Raw genomic sequence first — 18,580 nt, 5'->3', positions numbered from 1 at the left:
AGGCAAAAAGAGCGGTTTTCTTTTTCAATCCCCCGGAGGTCATGATGTACAGAAGTGAATCGAACGGGCTTGCCGGCACAGGGCTGCCGCATGCCTCTCTGCTTGAACTGTCCGAAGAGGTCTGGCTTCTGCGCCGCAAAGGGTTCCGAAGAAACGCAAAAAGCATCCAGATCGCCGAATCTGTCTTTACCATAGGCAACGGCTATCTCAACATCAGGGGAAGCCTTGAAGAGCTTCCCGACGGTCATGCAGGCGGGATGTATCTCGGTGGCGTTTACGACCGGTCGGAAGCCGATGTCGAAGAGCTGGTGAAGTGCCCCATGTGGACGGATGTTTCCGTCTGGAGCGAAGGGGAGAAGTTCAGCCTGTCCACCTGCAGCCTGCTTTTTCACGAACAGGTGCTCGATATGAAAAAAGGGATCCTGCACCGTTCGACCACCATGCGGAACTCCGCCGGCAGAGTTCTCACCATCGAAAGTCTTCGGCTGGTTTTCATGCATCAGGTTCATCTGGGCTACATGCTGTTCAGGATAACCCCGAGAAATTTTTCAGCTCCCCTGAGGGTGTTCAGCGGCCTTAACGGAGAGGTGTGCAACCGGGGGTTTTTCCCCGAAGAGCGTATCAAGCATCTGCAGCTTGAAAAGATCGAGCGGGGCAGGAACTTCATGTATCTCGAAATGAGGACACGGCAGCAGGGCATACGCATAGCCGAAGCTGCATCGTGGAAGCTTGTACTTCCCGGGTCCGCAAGGGCGTATCCCGAACCGAGGATTTACGGCGAAAAGTTCACCAGCGAGATGACCCTCGAAGTCGAGAAAGGCCAGTCCTATACGTTCGAAAAACTTGCCGTGGTCCGCACCAGCGACCGGAAAACTCCCGAAGAGAACATGTTCAGCCGCTCGATATGCGAGCTGAAGTCGTATATCCGTACCGGAGCGGCAGCCCATCTCGTCGATCATCTCCAGGCATGGGGAGGGAAGTGGAAGCAGGCCGACATACGGATAGAGGGAGACCCTCATGCCCAGAAGGCACTGCGCTACAACATCTACCAGCTGCTCATCAACGGTCCTCCGGTTTCCGGCAGCATCGGCGCGAAATTTCTCAGTTCGGAGGGGTACCTCGGCCATGTGTTCTGGGATACCGAGATTTTCATTCTTCCTTTTTTTGTCTACAATTTTCCCGAGATAGCGCGCAACATGCTGCACTACCGGTATGCAACGCTGCCGGGTGCGATGAAAAACGCCGAGCGGAACGGTTACCGGGGAGCGAAATATGCGTGGGAGTCCGCCTCCACCGGCGAGGACGTGACGCCGAGATTCGCTTCGAAACTTGAACGCACCATCCGGCTCATCTATACCGGCATGGAGGAGGATCATATCGTTTCGGATGTCATTTACGGCGTCGAAAAATATTTCCGGGTGACCGGCGACGAAGAGTTTCTTTTCGAGTGCGGGCTTGAAATGGTTTTTCAGACGGCAAGATTCTGGGCCAGCAGGGTGGTTTTCAGCGAGGGCATCTACGAGATACGCAGGGTTATAGGGCCCGATGAATTCCATGAACACGTCGACAACAACGCCTATACGAACTACATGGTGAAATGGCATCTCCGGCTTGCCGGCATGCTGTTCACCTATATGAGCAAGAGACATGGAGAGCGGCTCGATACGCTCTGCCGCAAGCTGGATCTCACCGGAGAAGAGGTCCGGCAGTGGCTTTCGGTGAGCAGGTGCCTGAAATTTTCCATCGATCCGGACACCAGGCTTGTCGAGCAGTTCGACGGCTATTTCAGGCTTCGCGACCACGTTATCGAAGGGTTCGACCGCAAAGGGCACCCCAAGCTGCCCAAGGGGGTCACCTACAGGAATATCGGATCGACGACGCTCATCAAGCAGGCCGACGTGCTGCTGCTGATGCACCTGTTTCCCCACGCGTTCAGCCAGGAGGAAAAGCAGGCGAATTTCGACTACTACGAAAAGCGTACCGCACACAAGTCTTCGTTGAGCCACTGTACGCACGCCATGATGGGCCTCTCGGTCGGAAAACGCTCCAGAGCCTACCACTATTTCATGAAAACCGCCCTTTTCGATCTTGAAAACCTGCATGGAAATACCGCTATGGGCATTCATGCGGCTGCGGTCGGGGGAGCCTGGCAGACCGTCGTCTACGGGTTCGGAGGGCTGTCGATCAAATCGGACCGGCTGGTGCTGACGCCCTGGCTTCCGGGAAAATGGAAGCGCCTCTCCTTTTCCGTCCGGTGGCAGGACCGGAACATCGATCTTTCGATCTCTCACGACAGGATCGACATATGGATAGAGGCCCCCTACGACAGCGAAATTCCGGTGAGCATCTATCGTAAAACGCATAAAATCAGAACAAACAGGAAAGAGGTGCTGCACTACTGTTCTTCGTGACGGATTTTTCTTCATCCGCGATTCACCCTTTTCAGACCAGGGACGAGTGTTGCCGGAAGTTTGCCGTATCGGGTGAGGCGACGGGATTCCTGCGGGGGAGCCGTCCGTTCGGGAAAAAGCCGGGAAACCGGGTTATCGGGTGGTGAAAGAGCTGAAAAAATTGTACTATTTCGGGCAGAGGTCTGCTGGTTGATCCCTTTTGAATGAACTCTCTCCCCGAAGGGTCGTTATATGGAATTTGTGCATCTTCACGTTCATACCCACTACTCGATGCAGAGCAGTCCGGTATTTCCCGGCGAGCTTTTTTCCGCCTGCCGCAGGCTCGGTATGGAGAGTGTTGCCGTTACCGATTACTGTTCGATTTTCAATATGCCGGAACTGTTCAGCGACGCCAGAAAGGCCGGAGTGAAGCTGATCATCGGTTCCGAAGTCTATCTGCTCGAATCGGGAGCCCATTCGCACGCCAAAAACAGCGTTTCACCTTCGCTTTTGCTGCTCGTCGAGAGTGAAATCGGTTACAGGAACCTCTGTATCCTGCTCTCGAGAGCGTCCAGGGATGGTTTCATCAACGGCATGCCGCATCTCGAATCGCGCCTGCTGGAGGAGTACAGCGAGGGGCTGATCTGCCTGTCAGCATACAGTTCCGGAAGAATTGGCAGGGCGCTGCTTGCCGGTTCCGCACATGAGGCCGAAACGGTTACCCGCTACTACAGGGAAATTTTCGGGGAGAACTTCTATCTCGAACTGCAGCGTCATGCCACGCCGTTCGACGACAGACTCAACCTGGCCACCATAGAGCTGGCCGAAAAATTCTCGGTGGAGCTGGTGGCCACCAACAATGTCCACTATCTCGAGCGCAAGGATTCCGGCTGCTACCGGGCAATGATAGCCAACCGCACCAAGGAAAAACTTTCGAGCCAGAACCTGCAGGCCCTCGCGGGCAGCGAGCACTATCTGAAAACCGCGGCGGAGATGGCCCGGCTTTTTCCCGAGAACCAGAGGGCGCTGGCCAATACGGTGACGATCGCCGAAAAATGCACCTACGCATTCAAAAAGAAGGACCCCATTCTTCCTCCCTACACGCTTCCCGAGGGGTTCGAAGACGAGGCGAAATATCTTCGCCACCTTACCTGGCAGGGGGCGGCAGAAAAGTATGCCGGATCGGAAGCCGAAGGCATCACCCAGGAGGATGTTCGCGAACGTATCGAGCTTGAGCTTGGCGTGATCGAGAAGATGGGTTTCAGCTCCTATTTTCTCATCGTGAGCGACCTTATTGCCGCTTCCAGAAGGATGGGCTATTCGGTGGGTCCCGGCAGGGGATCTGCCGCCGGCAGCATCGTGGCCTATCTTACCGGAATAACCAGGATCGATCCCCTGAGGTACAAGCTGCTTTTCGAGCGCTTTCTCAATCCCGAGCGCCTCTCCATGCCCGATATCGATATCGATTTTACGCCGGTCGGCAAGCAGAAGGTTCTTGAATATACCGTTGAGAAATATGGTCAGGAGAGTGTGGCCAAAGTGGTTGCCATCGGTACGCTTGGAGCCAAAGCCGCCATCCGCGATGCGGGCCGTGTGCTTGAAGTGCCGCTGCCGGTTGTCGACAGGCTTGCAAAGCTTGTGCCCGGAAAGCCGGGTATTACGCTTGAAAAAGCCATCGGCGACGTGAAGGAGCTGAAACAGTTTGTCGAAAGCACACCCGAGAACCGCACGCTGCTCGAATATGCCCGGGCGCTTGAGGGCAGGGCACGGAACGTTTCGATGCATGCCGGCGCCGTTGTCATCACCGACGGGCCGCTGGAAGCCCAGGTGCCGCTCTATGTATCAAACAAGATAGAGACCGAGGTGCGGCGCTATGCCGATGAAATCGATCTCGACGAAACCGCCCTCACCGGAGGCAAGGGGGTCGAGGGAGCCGAGGAAAAGCAGGTGGTCACCCAGTTCGACAAGAACTGGATCGAAACCGCAGGTCTGCTTAAAATCGACTATCTCGGTCTTGAAACGCTGGCCGTGATCGATGAAACCCTTCACCTCATCAGGAAACGGCATCAGGTCGAGATCGATCTCGAGAGAGTTCCCATGAACGACAGGAAAACCTTCCGGATCTTTCAGGAGGGTAAAATGGCCGGCATATTCCAGTTCGAGTCGTCGGGCATGCAGAACTACATGACCAGGTTGCAGCCCACCCAGATCGGCGACATTATCGCCATGAGCGCGCTCTACCGACCAGGAGCGCTGAACGCGCGGATCGACGAGCACCGCAATGCCGTTGACCTGTTCGTCGACCGGAAGCACGGCCGGGAGGCTATCGATTACATGCATCCCATGCTCGAGGAGATTCTCAAGGAGACTTACGGGGTTATCGTCTATCAGGAGCAGGTCATGCAGATATCCCAGGTGATGGGGGGATTCTCGATGGCCAAGGCCGATAACCTGCGCAAGGCGATGGGCAAGAAAATGCCGGAAATCATGGAGCAGTTCAAGGCGGATTTCGTCACCGGCGCGGTTGCCCAGGGGGTTCACGATACCCTGGCCACAAGGGTTTTCGAGCTGATGGCCGAGTTTGCAGGCTACGGCTTCAACAAAAGCCATTCGGCGGCGTACGGGGTGCTTGCCTACTGGACCGGATATCTCAAGGCGCACTATACCGCCGAGTTCATGACGGCGATTCTCAACAGCGAAATCGGTGATACCGACCGGATGAAGCACCTGACCGACGAGGCCAAAAGCTTCGGCATCATGACGCTGCCTCCTTCTCTGAACAAGAGCGATACCCTTTTCGCCATCGAGGACGTCAAGGGCAAGCCGTTTATCCGCGTTGGCCTGAGCGCCATCAAGCAGGTGGGCGGCGCGGCCCGGGCGATCGTAACCTCCCGCATGAGAAAAAAGCGGGACTTTGTGAATCTTTTCGATTTTACCGCCTCGGTCGATCTCCGGGTGATGAACCGCAAGGCTCTCGAATGCCTGATTCTTGCAGGAGCGCTTGACGAACTCGATCCGAACAGGGGAAAGCTTCTGGCAAATGTCGACAAGGCCATCAGGTTCGGCCAGATGCAGAACCGCTCGGTAACGCTCGGACAGTGCGGCTTTTTTACCTCCGAGGGCGGAGAGGGCACCGATGATATTCACTACCCCGATCTCGATCCGGGAGATCCCATACCGGAATCGGAAAAACTGCTGCAGGAGAAAAAACTGGTTGGTTTTTATCTCAGTCGTCATCCGCTCTCACCTTACAGGAGGGACTGGGAAGCGTTTGCGACCCTGCCGCTCAATGCCAAGGAGGTCACCCCTTTGCGGCAGTACAAGGTACTCGGCGTTGTCGTGTCGGTCAAGCCGCATCAGGACCGAAAAGGCAAGGCCATGCTGTTCGGTGCGCTGGAGGATTTTACCGGCAAATCGGACTTTACCGTTTTTGCCAGTGTCTATGAACAGTTTGGTCACCTCATAAAACCCGAGGAAGTGCTCATGCTGGTTGCCGAAGCCGAGGTGAGCGGCGGCATGCTGAAGCTGCTGGTACGCGAGGTGGTGCCAATCAAAAAGGTGCGGAGCAGCCTCATCCGTAAAATCATTCTGAAAGTTGACGCCGACGATTCGGCCCAGATCGAAAAACTCGTCCAGCTGAAAAAACTTTTTGAAGCACACAGGGGTCCGACCCCGGTCGATTTCGAGGTCAAGGCGCAGTCAGGGGAGAATATCGAAACCCTCAGAGTGTTCGCTCGCGGCACGCCCGTTGATGCCGCGGACTCGACGATTGAAAAACTCGAGGAGATTCTCGGTCCCGACAACGTGAGGATTTCGGGTTAGCAGTGCATGCGGACTGGCCCGGATTGTCCTCCGGTTTTGCCTGCCCACCTTGTTTTTTTTTGTTACTTTTATAACTTGTTGCTTGTATCGCTATAGAGTTTGGACCAACACAATTTTAAACTGGAATAACAATGAGCGGAAAATATCTTGCAGCTACCGACCAGAACTTCAAAACCGAAATTCTCGAATCGGACAAGGTTGCCCTTGTCGATTTCTGGGCTGCCTGGTGCGGGCCCTGCATGATGCTCGGCCCGGTTATCGAGGAGCTTGCCGGCGATTACGAAGGCAAAGCCGTGATCGCAAAGGTCAATGTCGATGAAAACCCCAATACTGCCGCGCAGTACGGTATCCGCAGCATTCCCACCATGCTGGTTTTCAAGAACGGTCAGGTTGTCGATCAGATGGTTGGCGCCATGCCGAAAAACATGATCGCCAAAAAAATCGACGAGCATATCGGCTGATCCTTCAGCCTTCGATTGATCCCGGCAGTTTTCCTGCCGGGATTTTTTTTCTCAACTCCATTTGACAGGCGGAACTATGGAAAAGGTGATTCGTGATGTCGTTATCATCGGAACGGGTCCTGCCGGGTATACTGCGGCAATCTATACCGGAAGAGCCAACCTGAAACCTCTTGTGATCGAGGGCATGCAGCCTGGCGGTCAGCTTATGATCACTACCGAGATCGAGAATTTCCCCGGTTTTCCCGAAGGGATCAACGGCCCTGAGCTCATGTCGAGAATGCGCAGCCAGGCGGAACGCTTCAACGCGGAATTTGTTTACGGCAGCGTTGTCGAGGCGGATCTTTCCAGAAGCCCCTTTTCCCTTACGCTCGATGACGGCAGGGAGATTGTGGCCCGCTCCCTTGTTATCGCAACCGGCGCCAACGCGAAATGGCTCGGCATTGAATCCGAAGACCGCTACCGGGGCAAGGGCGTATCGGCCTGTGCGACCTGTGATGGCTTTTTTTTCAAGGAGTGCCGGGTGTTTGTTGTAGGTGGCGGCGATACCGCGATGGAAGAGGCGCTCTATCTCACCAAATTCGCTTCACAGGTTACGCTCGTGCACCGCAGGGAGGAGTTCAGGGCGTCGAAAATCATGAGCCTGCGCGCCGGAAAAAACCCGAAAATCAAGACAATCCTGAATGTCGTCGTCGATGAGATACTCGGTGACGGCCGGAAGGTTACCGGTATCCGGCTGAAGGATGTCCGTACCGGCGAGCTTGCCGATCATGCCTGCGACGGCGTGTTCGTGGCCATCGGCCATTCGCCCAATGCCGGACTTTTTACGGGACAGCTTGCCATTGACGACTACGGCTACATCGAAACGAAGAAATCATCCTCCGAAACCAGCGTGCCCGGCGTGTTCGCCTGCGGTGATGTGCAGGACTACACCTACCGCCAGGCGGTAACCGCGGTTGGTTCGGGCTGCATGGCGGCCATCGATGCCGAACGTTTTCTGGAGTCCATCCGGTAAGCGACCTGTCGTGATGTTTTTTCGACAGGCACAGGAATGCGGGGCCGGCTTCAAACCGGCCCCGCTTGTGTTTGCGGTGTATGCGGGCAGTTCATGCCTCGACGATGCATTCCGTCGGGCATACCCCCACGCATGCCGGAGCGTCGCTGTGTCCGATGCACTCGGTGCACGTCGTCGCATCGATAACATAGGTGTCGTCACCGGCCGAAATTGCGTTGACCGGGCATTCGGGTTCGCACGCTCCGCAGAAGGTGCATGATTCTGTAATCTGGAGTGCCATGATTGCATGGAGTTTTACGTGGATGAAAAGGGAACGGTTCACAGAGGACAAGATAGCGCGGAATGCGCTGTTCGTCAATATCGAAGCCCACAGGGAGGCTGCCCGAACTTTCCGCCTCCTTTCTGATGCTGCTGAAAAGGATTTTCCAAACCGTAACAGAGTCGCGCTGGGTTGCTGGGATGGCATTGCGTAACATAAGCAGAGTGGGTTCCGGCCATTTTTCAGGGAACATGTGAATGCTTATGGATGAGTTAAAGCCTTTCAGAATCGAGATCGAGTGGACCGACAGGGAGGATTTCCTCTTTTCCTGCCACTATCGGAGTGCATCTTTCCCGGAGTGTCGGGTTGTGCCGGAGAGCGTCGCCGTGCGGCACTTTTTCCCCGTGATGACGAGAGCGATGGGCAACGTGCTGCGCAAGCTCAGGCGGGAGCACATCTCCTTTCCGCTTTTTCTGGTGACCCTGGCCTTTGAACACCGTCACCTGCTTTCGGAAATCGATCAGATGCTCAACGCCTTGCACAGCCATCTTCGGGAGCAGAAGAGTCCGGGCAGCTGGAATTGTCACGTATCGGGGGAAACGATGAAACCGTCGTCGTCGAGAGGGGGGTAGTCGAGCCCCTTTTCGCGGAGGTGTTCGGCGAGGCGGGGATAGGTGTACTCGAACAGGAAACGCTGCAGGGGCTCTTCGGGTATTTCCGGATGGTCGTACATGCCCTTGAGCAGCCGCTGGCGCTGGGCTTCGAAAATAATGACGGCGCCTGCGACCGATACGTTCAGCGATTCCACCATGCCGAACATCGGTACGGCAATGCACCGGTCGGCTCCCTGCACCGCTTTTTCCGAAATACCGTCCCATTCCGCTCCCAGAACCAGCGCGGTCGGTATGGTGTAATCGATCTCCCTGAAATCCACGCTGTTCTCTGACGATGCCGCTGCCAGAATCTGCATGCCTTCCCGGCGCAGAAGGGCGTAAACGCTCTCGATCTCCTGGTAGAGGTTGAGGTTTACCCACTTGCTCGAACCTGCTGCGGCGTTGTGGCGCGTGAAGATGTGCTTCCTGTAGGATACCGCGTGCATTTCACGAATGCCTGCAGCATCGCAGCTTCTGAGGAGGGCGGCAAGGTTGTGGGATTTGTTGACGTTGTCCATGACAACGGTCAGACTGGTCTGTCTTCTGCAGAGCATCTGACGGATTTTTCTGAACCGTTCGGGTGAAGGCAAGGGCGTCAAGGCGGATTGCTGATGTCAGGGTCGAGTTATTTTCAATAAATCTATCAATTACCCGCTTTTTTTCTCATTTTTTATTCCCGATTGCCATTATGCCGCTTTGTGAGCAGGGAGAACGGCAGGTTCCGGGTGTTTGCCGTAATGAAAAAAATAATTATATCGGAGTGTTGCTTTCTGCCGTCACCGGATGGCGGCGGCATGGAGGTTGGAGTAAACGGGTGGTGCCATTAGAATATGCCTTTACATCATAAAAAACATCCACATCTCGAGCGCCTGCTCAACAGCGCCCGTTCGCTTTCGCTCGAAGAGAACTCCCGCGTGCTGATTCTCAGCGATCTGCACATGGGCAACGGGGGAAGAAGGGATGAATTCCGCCGGAATGCCGCGCTTGTAGGAACCATGCTTGCGGACTACTACCATCCCGAAGGGTACAGTCTGATTCTGAACGGCGACGTGGAGGAGCTGTTCAAGTTTTCCCTCGACAGCATTACCGCCCAGTGGGGAGATTTTTACGATCTGTTCATCAGTTTCCGCCAGAACGGTTTTTTTTTCAAAACCTACGGCAACCACGATGCGGAATTGCTCGAGGAGAAAGAGTACCGGCTGGCACCCTATATGCTCGAATCGCTGAAGTTTTACTATGGAAATGAGACCATCCTCTGTTTTCACGGCCATCAGGCATCGGTCCTGCTCTGGGAGACCTATCCGCTGGTCAGCCGTTCGGTCGTGTTATTTCTCCGCTACATCGCGAAACCTGTCGGCATAAGGAATTTTTCCATGGCCTACAACAGCCGCCGGCGCTTTGCCATCGAAAAGTCCATTTACGATTTTTCCAACAACGCCAAGATCGTTTCGGTGATCGGCCATACCCATCGGCCGCTTTTCGAATCCCTTTCGAAGGTGGACTATCTGAACTACCGCATCGAAGAGCTTTGCAGGGCCTATCCTGCATCGGGAAGCGATGAGCGGATCGTCATCGAAGAAAAAATTGCGGCGTTGAAAGAGGAACTCGATTCCTGCTACAAGCAGGGCAAAAAGATCGGTCTGCGCAGCGGACTCTACAATACGCTCACCATTCCCAGTGTCTTCAATTCGGGCTGCGCCATCGGAAAACGGGGTATCACTGCGCTTGAAATCGAGGGAAACATCATCCGGCTGGTGTACTGGTTCAATGGCAAACAGAGCCGGAAATTCATCAGCGACCGCGACAACAGGCCCCGTGAACTCTCAGGAACCGGATTTTACCGAATCGTGCTGAACGAGGATCATCTCGATTACGTTTTCACCCGTCTCCATCTGCTTGCCTGAGCGGAAAGCCGAGAACTGCGGCAAGCGCTACCTTGCGGCTTCCAGAAACGCAGTGATCTCCGCCGGTGTTTTTACCAGTGTTTTCGCCCCGAATTCCAGCAGCTCGTCCTCCGGTCTGAAACCCCACAGCACGCCGAGCGGGTACATGCCGGCGCGCGAAGCCGTCAGCATATCGATGCCGCTGTCTCCCACATAGAGGATATCTTCCGGTTTATGCCCCAGCTTTGCCGCTATCAGCAGCGCTCCTGCCGGGTCGGGCTTGTGGGGAATCGCATCGTGATGGCCCATAACAGCATCGAACGACCATTCGGCGAGCAGTTCGGAGGCGCAGAGCTGCGTAAAGCGGTCGGCCTTGTTCGAGAGGATGGCCTTTTTCATGCCTCGCCGGTCGAGGTCGTCGAGCATGTCGGCTATGCCCTCGTAGGGTTTGGAATTGCGGTTCCAGTTGCGGCTGTAATGGTCCATGAGATCCGCGAGCAGCGTGTCGATAAGCGTTTCGGTAGCGGTATTTTCAGGCAGAGCCTTTCTGACGAGTTCCCGCAATCCGTGGCCGACAAGAAAGCGTCCTTCATCGAGCGAGTGGGTAGGGTAGCGATGTGATTCGAGAACGGCGTTGAGCGTGTTGACGATATCTTCAAGCGTGTCGAGCAGGGTTCCGTCAAGGTCGAAAATAACGGCGTTAAAAGGCATGTCTGTACGTAAAGGTTAGGGTTTGACGGCGGTAGCCAGAAAAATAGGATAGGTTTTCACTTCTCCTGCGCGATTGGTTTTGCTGATTTCGCAGGCGGTGATGAATGAAACGCGGTCGAAGCCGGCCTTTTCGAGCATGGCCTGCAGCAGGGATCGCTCGAAACCGGGATGTACCTCTTCGGTTTCGTCGTCGTGAAAAAAGCCGTCCTCGAGGTCGAGATCGGCTATGGCGATGGTGCCGCCCTTCCGGAGCAGTCCGTTCAGCCTGTCCAGCAGGGCCTGCGTATCGGCAATGTGGTGCAGGGTCATGCTGCTGCAGATGAAATCAGGTTTTTCCGTCCAGAGCTCCCTTTCCTCCGCCTGCAGAAGGTCGGCACAACGGGTTGCAACCGTCCGGATTCCGAGCGTTTCGATTTTTTTGTTCAGCACGCCGAGCATTTCCTCTGAGGTATCTATTGCCGTGAACCTGCCGAGATGGGGGGCGAGGGCAAGGGTGAGCAGGCCTGTTCCGCATCCGAACTCCATGGCCCGCATCGTTGCGACGGGTCCGGCGGTTTCGATGATGGCTTTTGCCACGCATTCGGCAAGCGCGGTACGCCGGGGATTTTCATCCCACTCGGCAGCTTTCCGGTCGAACCGGTGCGAGCTGTTCCAGATGGTTGTCATAAAATCGTGTGTATGCGTTTGATGGTTACTCTTTAGTGTCGCGGATCGGCTTTTTCTTTCCCTCTTCGTCAAGGCAGACAAAGGTGATGTGCGTGCTGAAGACGATAACCCGTTCACCGGTTTCGATGTTGTCCTTGGAAACGGTTACCGTGTATTCGATCGAGGTCTCGCCGATCCGGTTTTTCTCGCTTGTGAAACAGAGTATCGTGCCCCCGCGGATGCTTTTCCGGAACTCAACCTTGTCCATGCCGACGGTTACAAAGTTGCATCCGGGGTAGTCGAGCGTGACGGCAATATAGCTTACCTCATCGATCCATTTCAACAGGTTTCCGCCGAAAAGGAACCCGTAGTGGTTCAGATGTTCCGGCAGCACGAGCTTGTAGTTTTCCATAGGGGTAAAGGGTTTTGGTTTTCCTGATGTCACTCAAAAGGGTTTCGGGCCGTTGAACGTTCCTCCCGCACGGGAGCTGCGCGAGGTTTATTCCATCTCTCTGGAAGGTTTTACGAGAATCACCTCTTCTCGTTCGACCTTCACCTGGCCGGGAGGAAGGTTTTTTGCGCGCCGTACATGTTTTTTCAGGGTGTACATCACCGGCACCAGTTCGGAGTGTTTGGCGGCCGAATGCCATGCGGCGATCCGGGCGGCCCGGTGTATCTCGTCCCTGTGCTGCATGCTCGCACCCCTGAGCACGCAGTGCGAGCCCGCGCTGCCCCGTGCATGGAGCCAGATGTCGTTCGGTTTGGCGAAGGCGAAGGTGAGCTGTTCGTTGTTCCTGGCGTTTTTGCCGATATAGAGCGTTGCCGACGCCGAAAGCCTGATGGTTCTGAAGGGCGAAGAGGGGGCTGCGGCTTTCGGCGGCGCAATGCCGTTTTTCCGGAGAGGAGCGGCGTTCGTTTCAAGAAACCGCTTCACGGCTTTCGGTGAGGAGAGCGAGGCAAGTTCACCGAGAAGTCCTTCAAGCTCGACTTTGCGTTTTTCAAGCTCCGCCCTGCGCCGCCGAAGGGATTCCGCCCCGCCCCGGGCTTTGGCGGCCTTTCTGAAATAGGCCGCCGCGTTGTCGCCGAGGCCAAGTTCGGGTTTCAGGCGTATTTCCACGTCCGGGCCCCCGGGGTTGAAGATGTCCTTCACCCTGATGCTTTCAGGCGCACGGCGTTCCATGTAGAGCGCACCCATCAGGAGATGGCCGCAGGTTTCATATCCGGCGGCGCTTTTTTCAAGTTCAAGCGGCCTGAACTCCTGCAGCTCCCGTTCCGCTCTCCGGAGCTGCTGCTGCAGTTTTCCGCTCAGCTCCCGCTGCGCCTGTACGGTGTTCAGCCAGCTCCACATGGCCGAGCTGTAGCGGTTGAGCCCTTCGAGCACCGAACTGTGGATCTGTGCACCGGCAAGGCGGGTATGCAGCAGGCTGAACAGCGGTTTTCCCTCAGTGCTTTCGCCGCTCTGCACCAGCGGGTCGAGCAGTTCGTAGAACATGTCCTGAAAAGCCGCGAAAAGCGCTTCGGGGTTTTTCGTGCCTCCGGCCCTTTCCAGAAGGCTCCGCTGCAGGGAGCGGTCGAATCCGGCAAGATCGGGTGCGCCGCTCCCACTCGTTGCTATTCTCCCGAAAAACCGTTCCGGGCTTTGCGCCAGCTGTTCGAGCTCACCAAGGATGCTCTCTTTCGAATGGTCGCCGGATTCCGGATACGGCTGCCCGACGAGGGTATTCCTGTTGCGGCAGGCGTCGGTGACAACTCCTCCGCTCGAGAGAAAGATATTTGCCTCTGTGCCGAAGAGACGCAGTACCAGAGTCTCTTCGCCCGAAAGCCGCACCAGGATTTCCCGGTCGCAGGGCGACATTTCCACACTCTCGACCTCCCGCTCACAGATGCTTTTGAGCAGGCTTGCGCTTTGGGGGTTTTTACGGCTCATGCCTTCCCTCGTATAGAAGGAGAGTTCCGGAATCCGCGATATTGCCATGACCTGCAGATGCTCACCCTTGGCGGTAATGAAGCAGATGCACAGTTCTTCTTTACGGGGGGAGTGAATCTCGAAAACAAAACCGCCCGCAAGCCGTTCATGGAGTTCCATGGCGGCATGGTAAAAGGTGAAGTAATTGCGGTGCATCGGTTGTTTTAACGGTTTCTTTTTCCCTATTTTAAAAGGGAATTGCACAGTCGGGTTTTCCCTGGCGGACGGAATGGTTCCGGTATCAATGTATTAAAAAGTATCTCCATGTCAGAAGAACAGGGTTCGTCCGGATGCTGCGGCTCCGGGGGTTGCGATGGCCACGAAGGGCAGGAAAAGCGGCTCGGATGGCATGAATATTTCATGAGCGTCGCGCATCTGATTTCGCGACGTGCCACCTGTACGCGCGGCCATATCGGCGCGGTGATCGTCCGGGACCACAACATTCTTTCCACCGGTTACAACGGCGCCCCTTCGGGACTGCCGCACTGCAACGAGACCAACTGCAGAATCTACCGCAGCACCCATCCCGACGGCACAATCGAGGAAAACTGCGTCAATACCATCCATGCCGAAATCAACGCCATCGCACAGGCCGCCAAGCACGGGGTGTCGATCAAGGACGCCGATATCTACATCACGGCCAGTCCCTGCATCCACTGCCTGAAGGTGCTCGTGAACGTGGGAATCAGGACCATCTACTACGACAAGCCCTATAAAATCGAACATATCGACGAACTGCTCAGGCTTTCGGGAGTCCGGCTGGTGCAGGTGCATGTCGAGGAAACGTGAAAGGGGGAGCTGTGCCGGGTCAGGAGCATGAACACTATATGCAGCGATGTCTGGAGCTCGCGCTGAAAGGGTCGGGTTCGGTGAGTCCCAATCCGATGGTTGGTTCGGTGATCGTTTACGGCGGACGTATCGTCGGGGAGGGATACCACATGGAGTACGGTGGCCCTCATGCGGAAGTCAATGCCGTAGCATCGGTTGCCGATGCCGGAGTGCTTCGGGATGCGACGCTTTATGTCAACCTCGAGCCCTGCTCCCATTTCGGCAAGACTCCGCCCTGCAGCGACATGATCATCCGGTGCGGCATTCCCCGCGTGGTTACAGGCTGTCGCGATCCGCATGTAAAGGTTGCGGGAAAGGGGATCGAAAAGCTGCTTGCCGCCGGCGTGGAGGTGATCGAGGGGGTGCTGGAGGCAGAGTCAGAGAAGCTGAACGAGGCTTTTATCACCAGCCACCGCAAGGGGCGACCCTTTGTGGCCCTGAAACTCGCCCAGACGCTCGACGGCAAGATCGCCACCGCTTCGGGTGCATCAAAATGGATTACCGGTGTGGAGGCGAGAACCGAAGTGCACCGGCTCAGGTGCGCCTACGATGCCGTGCTGACGGGCGCTGCGACGGTAATGGCCGACGATTCGGAGCTAACCGTAAGGCATTGCGCAGGCCGCAATCCGCTTCGAGTGCTGCTCGATCCGAGGCTTGCCGTTCCGCTCGACGCGAAATTTTTCGATGGAGGAGCCGAAACCCTGGTGTTTACCGTCCCATCGCTGCTGCAGTCCGAAAAAGCCCGGCAGATAGCAGGAAGAGGCATTTCGCTTCTGGGTGCGCCTGCCACCGGATGCGGTCTCGATCTCGGGCTCGTGCTCGATGCGCTGCACGAGCGAAGGGTGCTGTCCGTTCTGGTGGAGGGGGGGAGTCGTCTGCACTCCTCTTTCGTCCGCTCGGCGCTCGTGGACAAGTTCTATGTTTTCGTCGCTCCGAAACTCTTCGGCGGTGACGGCCTGAGCGCTTTCGCTCCTCTCGGGATAACACTTCCCGGAGGTGCTTCGGAACTCTGCTTCGAAGCGCCGCTCGGTTTCGGCAGTGATCTTCTTCTGACGGCATATGTTGTAGATGATGTGCAGTAAAAAAAATGAGCGTCATGAAACGAAAATTCTCAAAAAGGGGGTCAGGCATGTTTGACAGAACATTCAACAACACCGATTTCGGCAAGCTGCTCCTGCGGCTTTCCATAGGGGGTCTGATGTTGTTCCACGGCGTCAGCAAACTGCAGCATGGCTACGCTTTCGTGGAGAAAATGCTGCTGAAATCAGGTCTTCCGGAGTATCTCTCCCACGGTATCCTTGTCGGCGAAATCGTCGCCCCGGTGATGATCGTGCTCGGCTTCAATACCCGTGCCGCGGCTCTGGTGGAAGCGTTCGTCATGGTGATGGCGGTGTATCTGGTGCATATGGGCGACCTCTACTCCATCAACGAGCACGGCGCCTACGCGCTTGAACTTCAGGCGCTCTACCTGTTCGGTTCACTGGCCATCGTGTTTCTCGGAGCGGGCCGCTACTCTCTGGGAGGATCTAACGGCCGGTGGAACTGAGTACCTTCACAGGCACAGCGGCGGGCACACTTCTCGACATCCGCAACATCAGCGCGTTCCGCGGCACCACAAAGGTATTCGACGCTTTTTCGCTGCAGATCGACGAAGGGTGCAGCACGGCTATCCTGGGGCCGAACGGCGCGGGGAAGTCCTCTCTTATGAAGCTTATTTCGGGTCATCTGCACCCCTGTTTTTCGCCGGAAAGTGCTTTGCGGATTTTCGGCAGGGAGCGCTGGAATGTATGGGAACTTCGTTCCCGTCTCGGCATCGTTTCGTACGATCTGCAGCATGAATACCTTGCCTCTGCCGCCGGCTTAAACGTGGTGCTGTCCGGGTTTTATTCGAGCATCGATACCTGGCGGAATCAGGTTTTCAGCGACCGGGAGTACCGCAAAGCCGAAGAGGTTATGGAAACGCTCGGTATCGGCGCCCTGCGGAACCGTCCGTTCGGTTCCCTTTCGACCGGCGAACAGCGCCGCTTCCTGCTCGCCAGGGCATTGGTCAACGATCCGGGAACCCTTCTGTTCGACGAACCGACCTCCGGGCTCGATATCAAATCTTCGTTTCTCTACCTCGAGCTGCTCCGCAAACTGATGCGGAACGGGAAAACCGTACTGCTGGTCACTCACCACGTACACGAGATTCCGCCGGAAATTCGCCGCATTGTAATGCTCCGAGAGGGAAGGGTAATGGCCGAAGGAAGCCGCGAGGAGATGCTTTCCTCCGCCATGCTTTCTGCGCTGTTCGATTATCCGCTACAGGCGGTTTCCCGCAACGGGAGCTGCCAGGTTTTTCCGGCGTTTCAGGATGCTCCTGATGTAAACCGGTAACCGGCAGACAGGCTTCAGGGGGTGTCGAGTTCTCTATCGGGGATTTTTTTTGTCCATATCCTGATAATGTTTTACATTCAAATGCCCCATCATAAAATGGCCGTTAAATTTTTTATTCCCGTTCCGAAAAGATGCCGGATTGGTGGAGGCGTCATGATTTAAAATGCGAGGGCGGATTCTTTCGGCTCCGCCGGGTGATACGATGTAAGGGTTACGCGCCACTGTTTACAAACATGCTGCAGGTGTCTGGTTCTCTTTTTTTCGGGTTTGCCGGTATGCCGTTTCTTTTTTTCGACAGGCGCCGGAAACGCTTCTGCTTTCAACGGTGTTTGTTTGAAAAACAGTCATGAACAACAATACGGCCTTGTATCGTCCCCCTTTTTACGGCAGCGCCCTCCTTACCGGTTTTTTTGTGCTGTTCGTCTCTTTTTCATCTCCGGTTTTTGCCGAAAAAACCCAGAAAACGCCCTTCAAATCTTTGCCAGGGTCTGTCCCTCTGGCGGACTCCTCGCGCATCATGCAGAAGCATGAGCTCAATGCAGGCGTTCCCGATTCCCTCAGGGGCGGTTCCTCGTCCGGCCAGGCACAGGCGGAGATTCCCGAGGGTTTTGTGACCCAGAAGCTGAAAAAAGGAGAATCGCTCGCCAGGCTTTGTGGAGAGGATTCCGTCTGCCAGACTATTTTCATGAAGGTGAACAGGGTCGACAAACGGCATTTTCCTGTGGGAAAAACCGTGCTCTTGCCGGTTGACCTTGCAAAAGCCGTCCAGTACGCTCCGATTCCCGAACTGCTCACCGACAGCAGGGGAGAGAGGGAGATAAGGGTCTATCTCAACAGCCAGTATTTCGGGGCCTACGAAAAAGGGAAGCTTGTTTTCTGGGGCCCTGTTTCAACCGGCAGAAAAACCTATGCGACGCCGCCCGGCAGGTTTTTCGTGAACTACAAGCAGCGCCACAAGCGTTCCATCAAGTACGATAACGCGTCCATGCCCTTTTCCATCAACTTCTACGGCGGCTACTTCATGCACCAGCAGTCCCTGCCGGGCTATCCGGCTTCCCACGGTTGTGTGCGGCTGCTCATGACCGATGCGGAACGGCTCTTCAACTGGGTAAAACTCCGTGATCCCGTCACGGTTGTGCGTAACGGCGCGTAACCCGGCTCTAAGGCGTATCGTCTTCCCTGTCCTCCCAGTGCAGCCGGTGCATGATCCGGTGTACCACCGGTGCGAGCATGATGCTCATGACCGCAATGAACACCAGCCCGGCATAGAGCGCATACAGCCCGGCAAAAAGTTTGCCGTTCGCGCTCAATCCTTCGGTTTTTACCGGTCCCATGCCTCCAAGCAGCATGGCTGCGTTCAGAAACGCGTCAAGCAGTGTCATCTGTTCGGTGCGCATATACCCGGCAATGCCGATCAGGAGCGAAATGCCTATCAGAAGAAAGGCCAGTCCCGCATGTCCGGCGATGCGCAGGATAAAACGGCCGGCAGGAATCGGCCGGCTATGGCGATGTTCGTACATGGTGCTGCGTGATGTTTGTCAGGATTATCATAACCCGTTTTGAAAAGCCGTTCA

Annotated in this window: 18 protein-coding genes; 11 read left to right on the top strand and 7 right to left on the bottom strand. The window is 55.8% G+C overall.

What is annotated here, in order from left to right:
- The first annotated feature begins 44 nt into the window (after window positions 1-44).
- The 4 genes from WBP50_RS07260 (at window position 45) to trxB (ending at window position 7,685) form a co-directional block, all read left to right on the top strand.
- Window positions 45-2,411 carry a glycoside hydrolase family 65 protein gene (locus WBP50_RS07260; protein WP_423932889.1) on the top strand — a complete coding sequence of 789 codons (2,367 nt, stop codon included), beginning with the start codon at window positions 45-47 and terminating at the stop codon, window positions 2,409-2,411.
- A 231-nt stretch (window positions 2,412-2,642) separates the two neighbouring features.
- Window positions 2,643-6,212, top strand: a complete 3,570-nt coding sequence (locus WBP50_RS07255) for a DNA polymerase III subunit alpha (protein ID WP_423932853.1) — start codon at window positions 2,643-2,645, stop codon at window positions 6,210-6,212.
- Between the two features lie 131 nt (window positions 6,213-6,343).
- Window positions 6,344-6,673, top strand: coding sequence for a thioredoxin (gene trxA / locus WBP50_RS07250; RefSeq protein WP_012465772.1), 330 nt, complete (start codon window positions 6,344-6,346; stop codon window positions 6,671-6,673).
- Window positions 6,674-6,749: 76 nt separating this feature from the next.
- A complete protein-coding gene (gene trxB / locus WBP50_RS07245) occupies window positions 6,750-7,685 on the top strand; it encodes a thioredoxin-disulfide reductase (protein ID WP_423932852.1) in 936 nt (311 codons plus the stop codon).
- Between the two features lie 91 nt (window positions 7,686-7,776).
- Here the strand turns inward: trxB and WBP50_RS07240 are convergent, their stop codons facing one another.
- Entirely contained in the window at window positions 7,777-7,965 is a 189-nt protein-coding gene (locus WBP50_RS07240) for a 4Fe-4S binding protein (protein ID WP_423932849.1), read from the bottom strand.
- Between the two features lie 242 nt (window positions 7,966-8,207).
- On the opposite strand from WBP50_RS07240, the gene WBP50_RS07235 reads away from it, so the two are divergent.
- Window positions 8,208-8,576: a hypothetical protein gene (locus tag WBP50_RS07235; protein WP_423932847.1), complete on the top strand. Its 369-nt coding sequence runs from the start codon at window positions 8,208-8,210 to the stop codon at window positions 8,574-8,576.
- On the opposite strand, the gene trmH is transcribed toward WBP50_RS07235, so the two are convergent.
- Window positions 8,528-9,187, bottom strand: coding sequence for a tRNA (guanosine(18)-2'-O)-methyltransferase TrmH (gene trmH / locus WBP50_RS07230; protein ID WP_423932845.1), 660 nt, complete (start codon window positions 9,185-9,187; stop codon window positions 8,528-8,530). The genes WBP50_RS07235 and trmH overlap by 49 nt on opposite strands.
- Window positions 9,188-9,427: 240 nt before the next feature.
- Between trmH and WBP50_RS07225 the strand changes: the two genes are divergently transcribed.
- Complete coding sequence (locus WBP50_RS07225) at window positions 9,428-10,501, top strand: metallophosphoesterase (RefSeq protein ID WP_423932843.1); 1,074 nt, start codon at window positions 9,428-9,430, stop codon at window positions 10,499-10,501.
- Window positions 10,502-10,528: 27 nt separating this feature from the next.
- Here WBP50_RS07225 and WBP50_RS07220 read toward each other — a convergent pair whose 3' ends face one another.
- The 4 genes from WBP50_RS07220 to WBP50_RS07205 form a co-directional block, all read right to left on the bottom strand.
- Entirely contained in the window at window positions 10,529-11,191 is a 663-nt protein-coding gene (locus tag WBP50_RS07220; protein WP_423932840.1) for an HAD family hydrolase, read from the bottom strand.
- Window positions 11,192-11,206: 15 nt separating this feature from the next.
- Window positions 11,207-11,857 carry a class I SAM-dependent methyltransferase gene (locus WBP50_RS07215; RefSeq protein WP_423932838.1) on the bottom strand — a complete coding sequence of 217 codons (651 nt, stop codon included), beginning with the start codon at window positions 11,855-11,857 and terminating at the stop codon, window positions 11,207-11,209.
- A 25-nt stretch (window positions 11,858-11,882) separates the two neighbouring features.
- The gene (locus WBP50_RS07210; protein WP_423932836.1) at window positions 11,883-12,248 is read right to left on the bottom strand and encodes an acyl-CoA thioesterase; all 366 of its coding nucleotides are present in this window, start codon (window positions 12,246-12,248) and stop codon (window positions 11,883-11,885) included.
- A gap of 87 nt (window positions 12,249-12,335) precedes the next feature.
- Entirely contained in the window at window positions 12,336-13,958 is a 1,623-nt protein-coding gene (locus WBP50_RS07205; protein WP_423932833.1) for an NFACT RNA binding domain-containing protein, read from the bottom strand.
- Window positions 13,959-14,066: 108 nt separating this feature from the next.
- On the opposite strand from WBP50_RS07205, the gene WBP50_RS07200 reads away from it, so the two are divergent.
- From WBP50_RS07200 to WBP50_RS07180, 5 genes are all read left to right on the top strand, one after another.
- The gene (locus WBP50_RS07200; protein ID WP_423932831.1) at window positions 14,067-14,591 is read left to right on the top strand and encodes a deoxycytidylate deaminase; all 525 of its coding nucleotides are present in this window, start codon (window positions 14,067-14,069) and stop codon (window positions 14,589-14,591) included.
- Window positions 14,592-14,629: 38 nt separating this feature from the next.
- A complete protein-coding gene (gene ribD, locus WBP50_RS07195) occupies window positions 14,630-15,712 on the top strand; it encodes a bifunctional diaminohydroxyphosphoribosylaminopyrimidine deaminase/5-amino-6-(5-phosphoribosylamino)uracil reductase RibD (protein WP_423932887.1) in 1,083 nt (360 codons plus the stop codon).
- A gap of 47 nt (window positions 15,713-15,759) precedes the next feature.
- On the top strand, window positions 15,760-16,176 hold the full coding sequence (locus WBP50_RS07190; RefSeq protein WP_423932829.1) for a DoxX family protein: 417 nt from the start codon (window positions 15,760-15,762) through the stop codon (window positions 16,174-16,176).
- Complete coding sequence (locus tag WBP50_RS07185; RefSeq protein ID WP_423932827.1) at window positions 16,167-17,006, top strand: ABC transporter ATP-binding protein; 840 nt, start codon at window positions 16,167-16,169, stop codon at window positions 17,004-17,006. Before WBP50_RS07190 ends, WBP50_RS07185 begins: the two co-directional genes overlap by 10 nt.
- A gap of 346 nt (window positions 17,007-17,352) precedes the next feature.
- Entirely contained in the window at window positions 17,353-18,159 is an 807-nt protein-coding gene (locus WBP50_RS07180; RefSeq protein ID WP_423932824.1) for a L,D-transpeptidase, read from the top strand.
- 7 nt (window positions 18,160-18,166) lie between these two features.
- Here WBP50_RS07180 and WBP50_RS07175 read toward each other — a convergent pair whose 3' ends face one another.
- On the bottom strand, window positions 18,167-18,526 hold the full coding sequence (locus WBP50_RS07175) for a hypothetical protein (protein WP_423932823.1): 360 nt from the start codon (window positions 18,524-18,526) through the stop codon (window positions 18,167-18,169).
- Window positions 18,527-18,580: the final 54 nt, after the last annotated feature.

It is taken from the genome of Chlorobium sp. (assembly GCF_049593655.1).
Classification (GTDB): domain Bacteria; phylum Bacteroidota; class Chlorobiia; order Chlorobiales; family Chlorobiaceae; genus Chlorobium.
The sequence above is the reverse complement of the archived record's forward strand: the minus strand, read 5'-3'. Positions and strand labels throughout refer to the sequence as shown.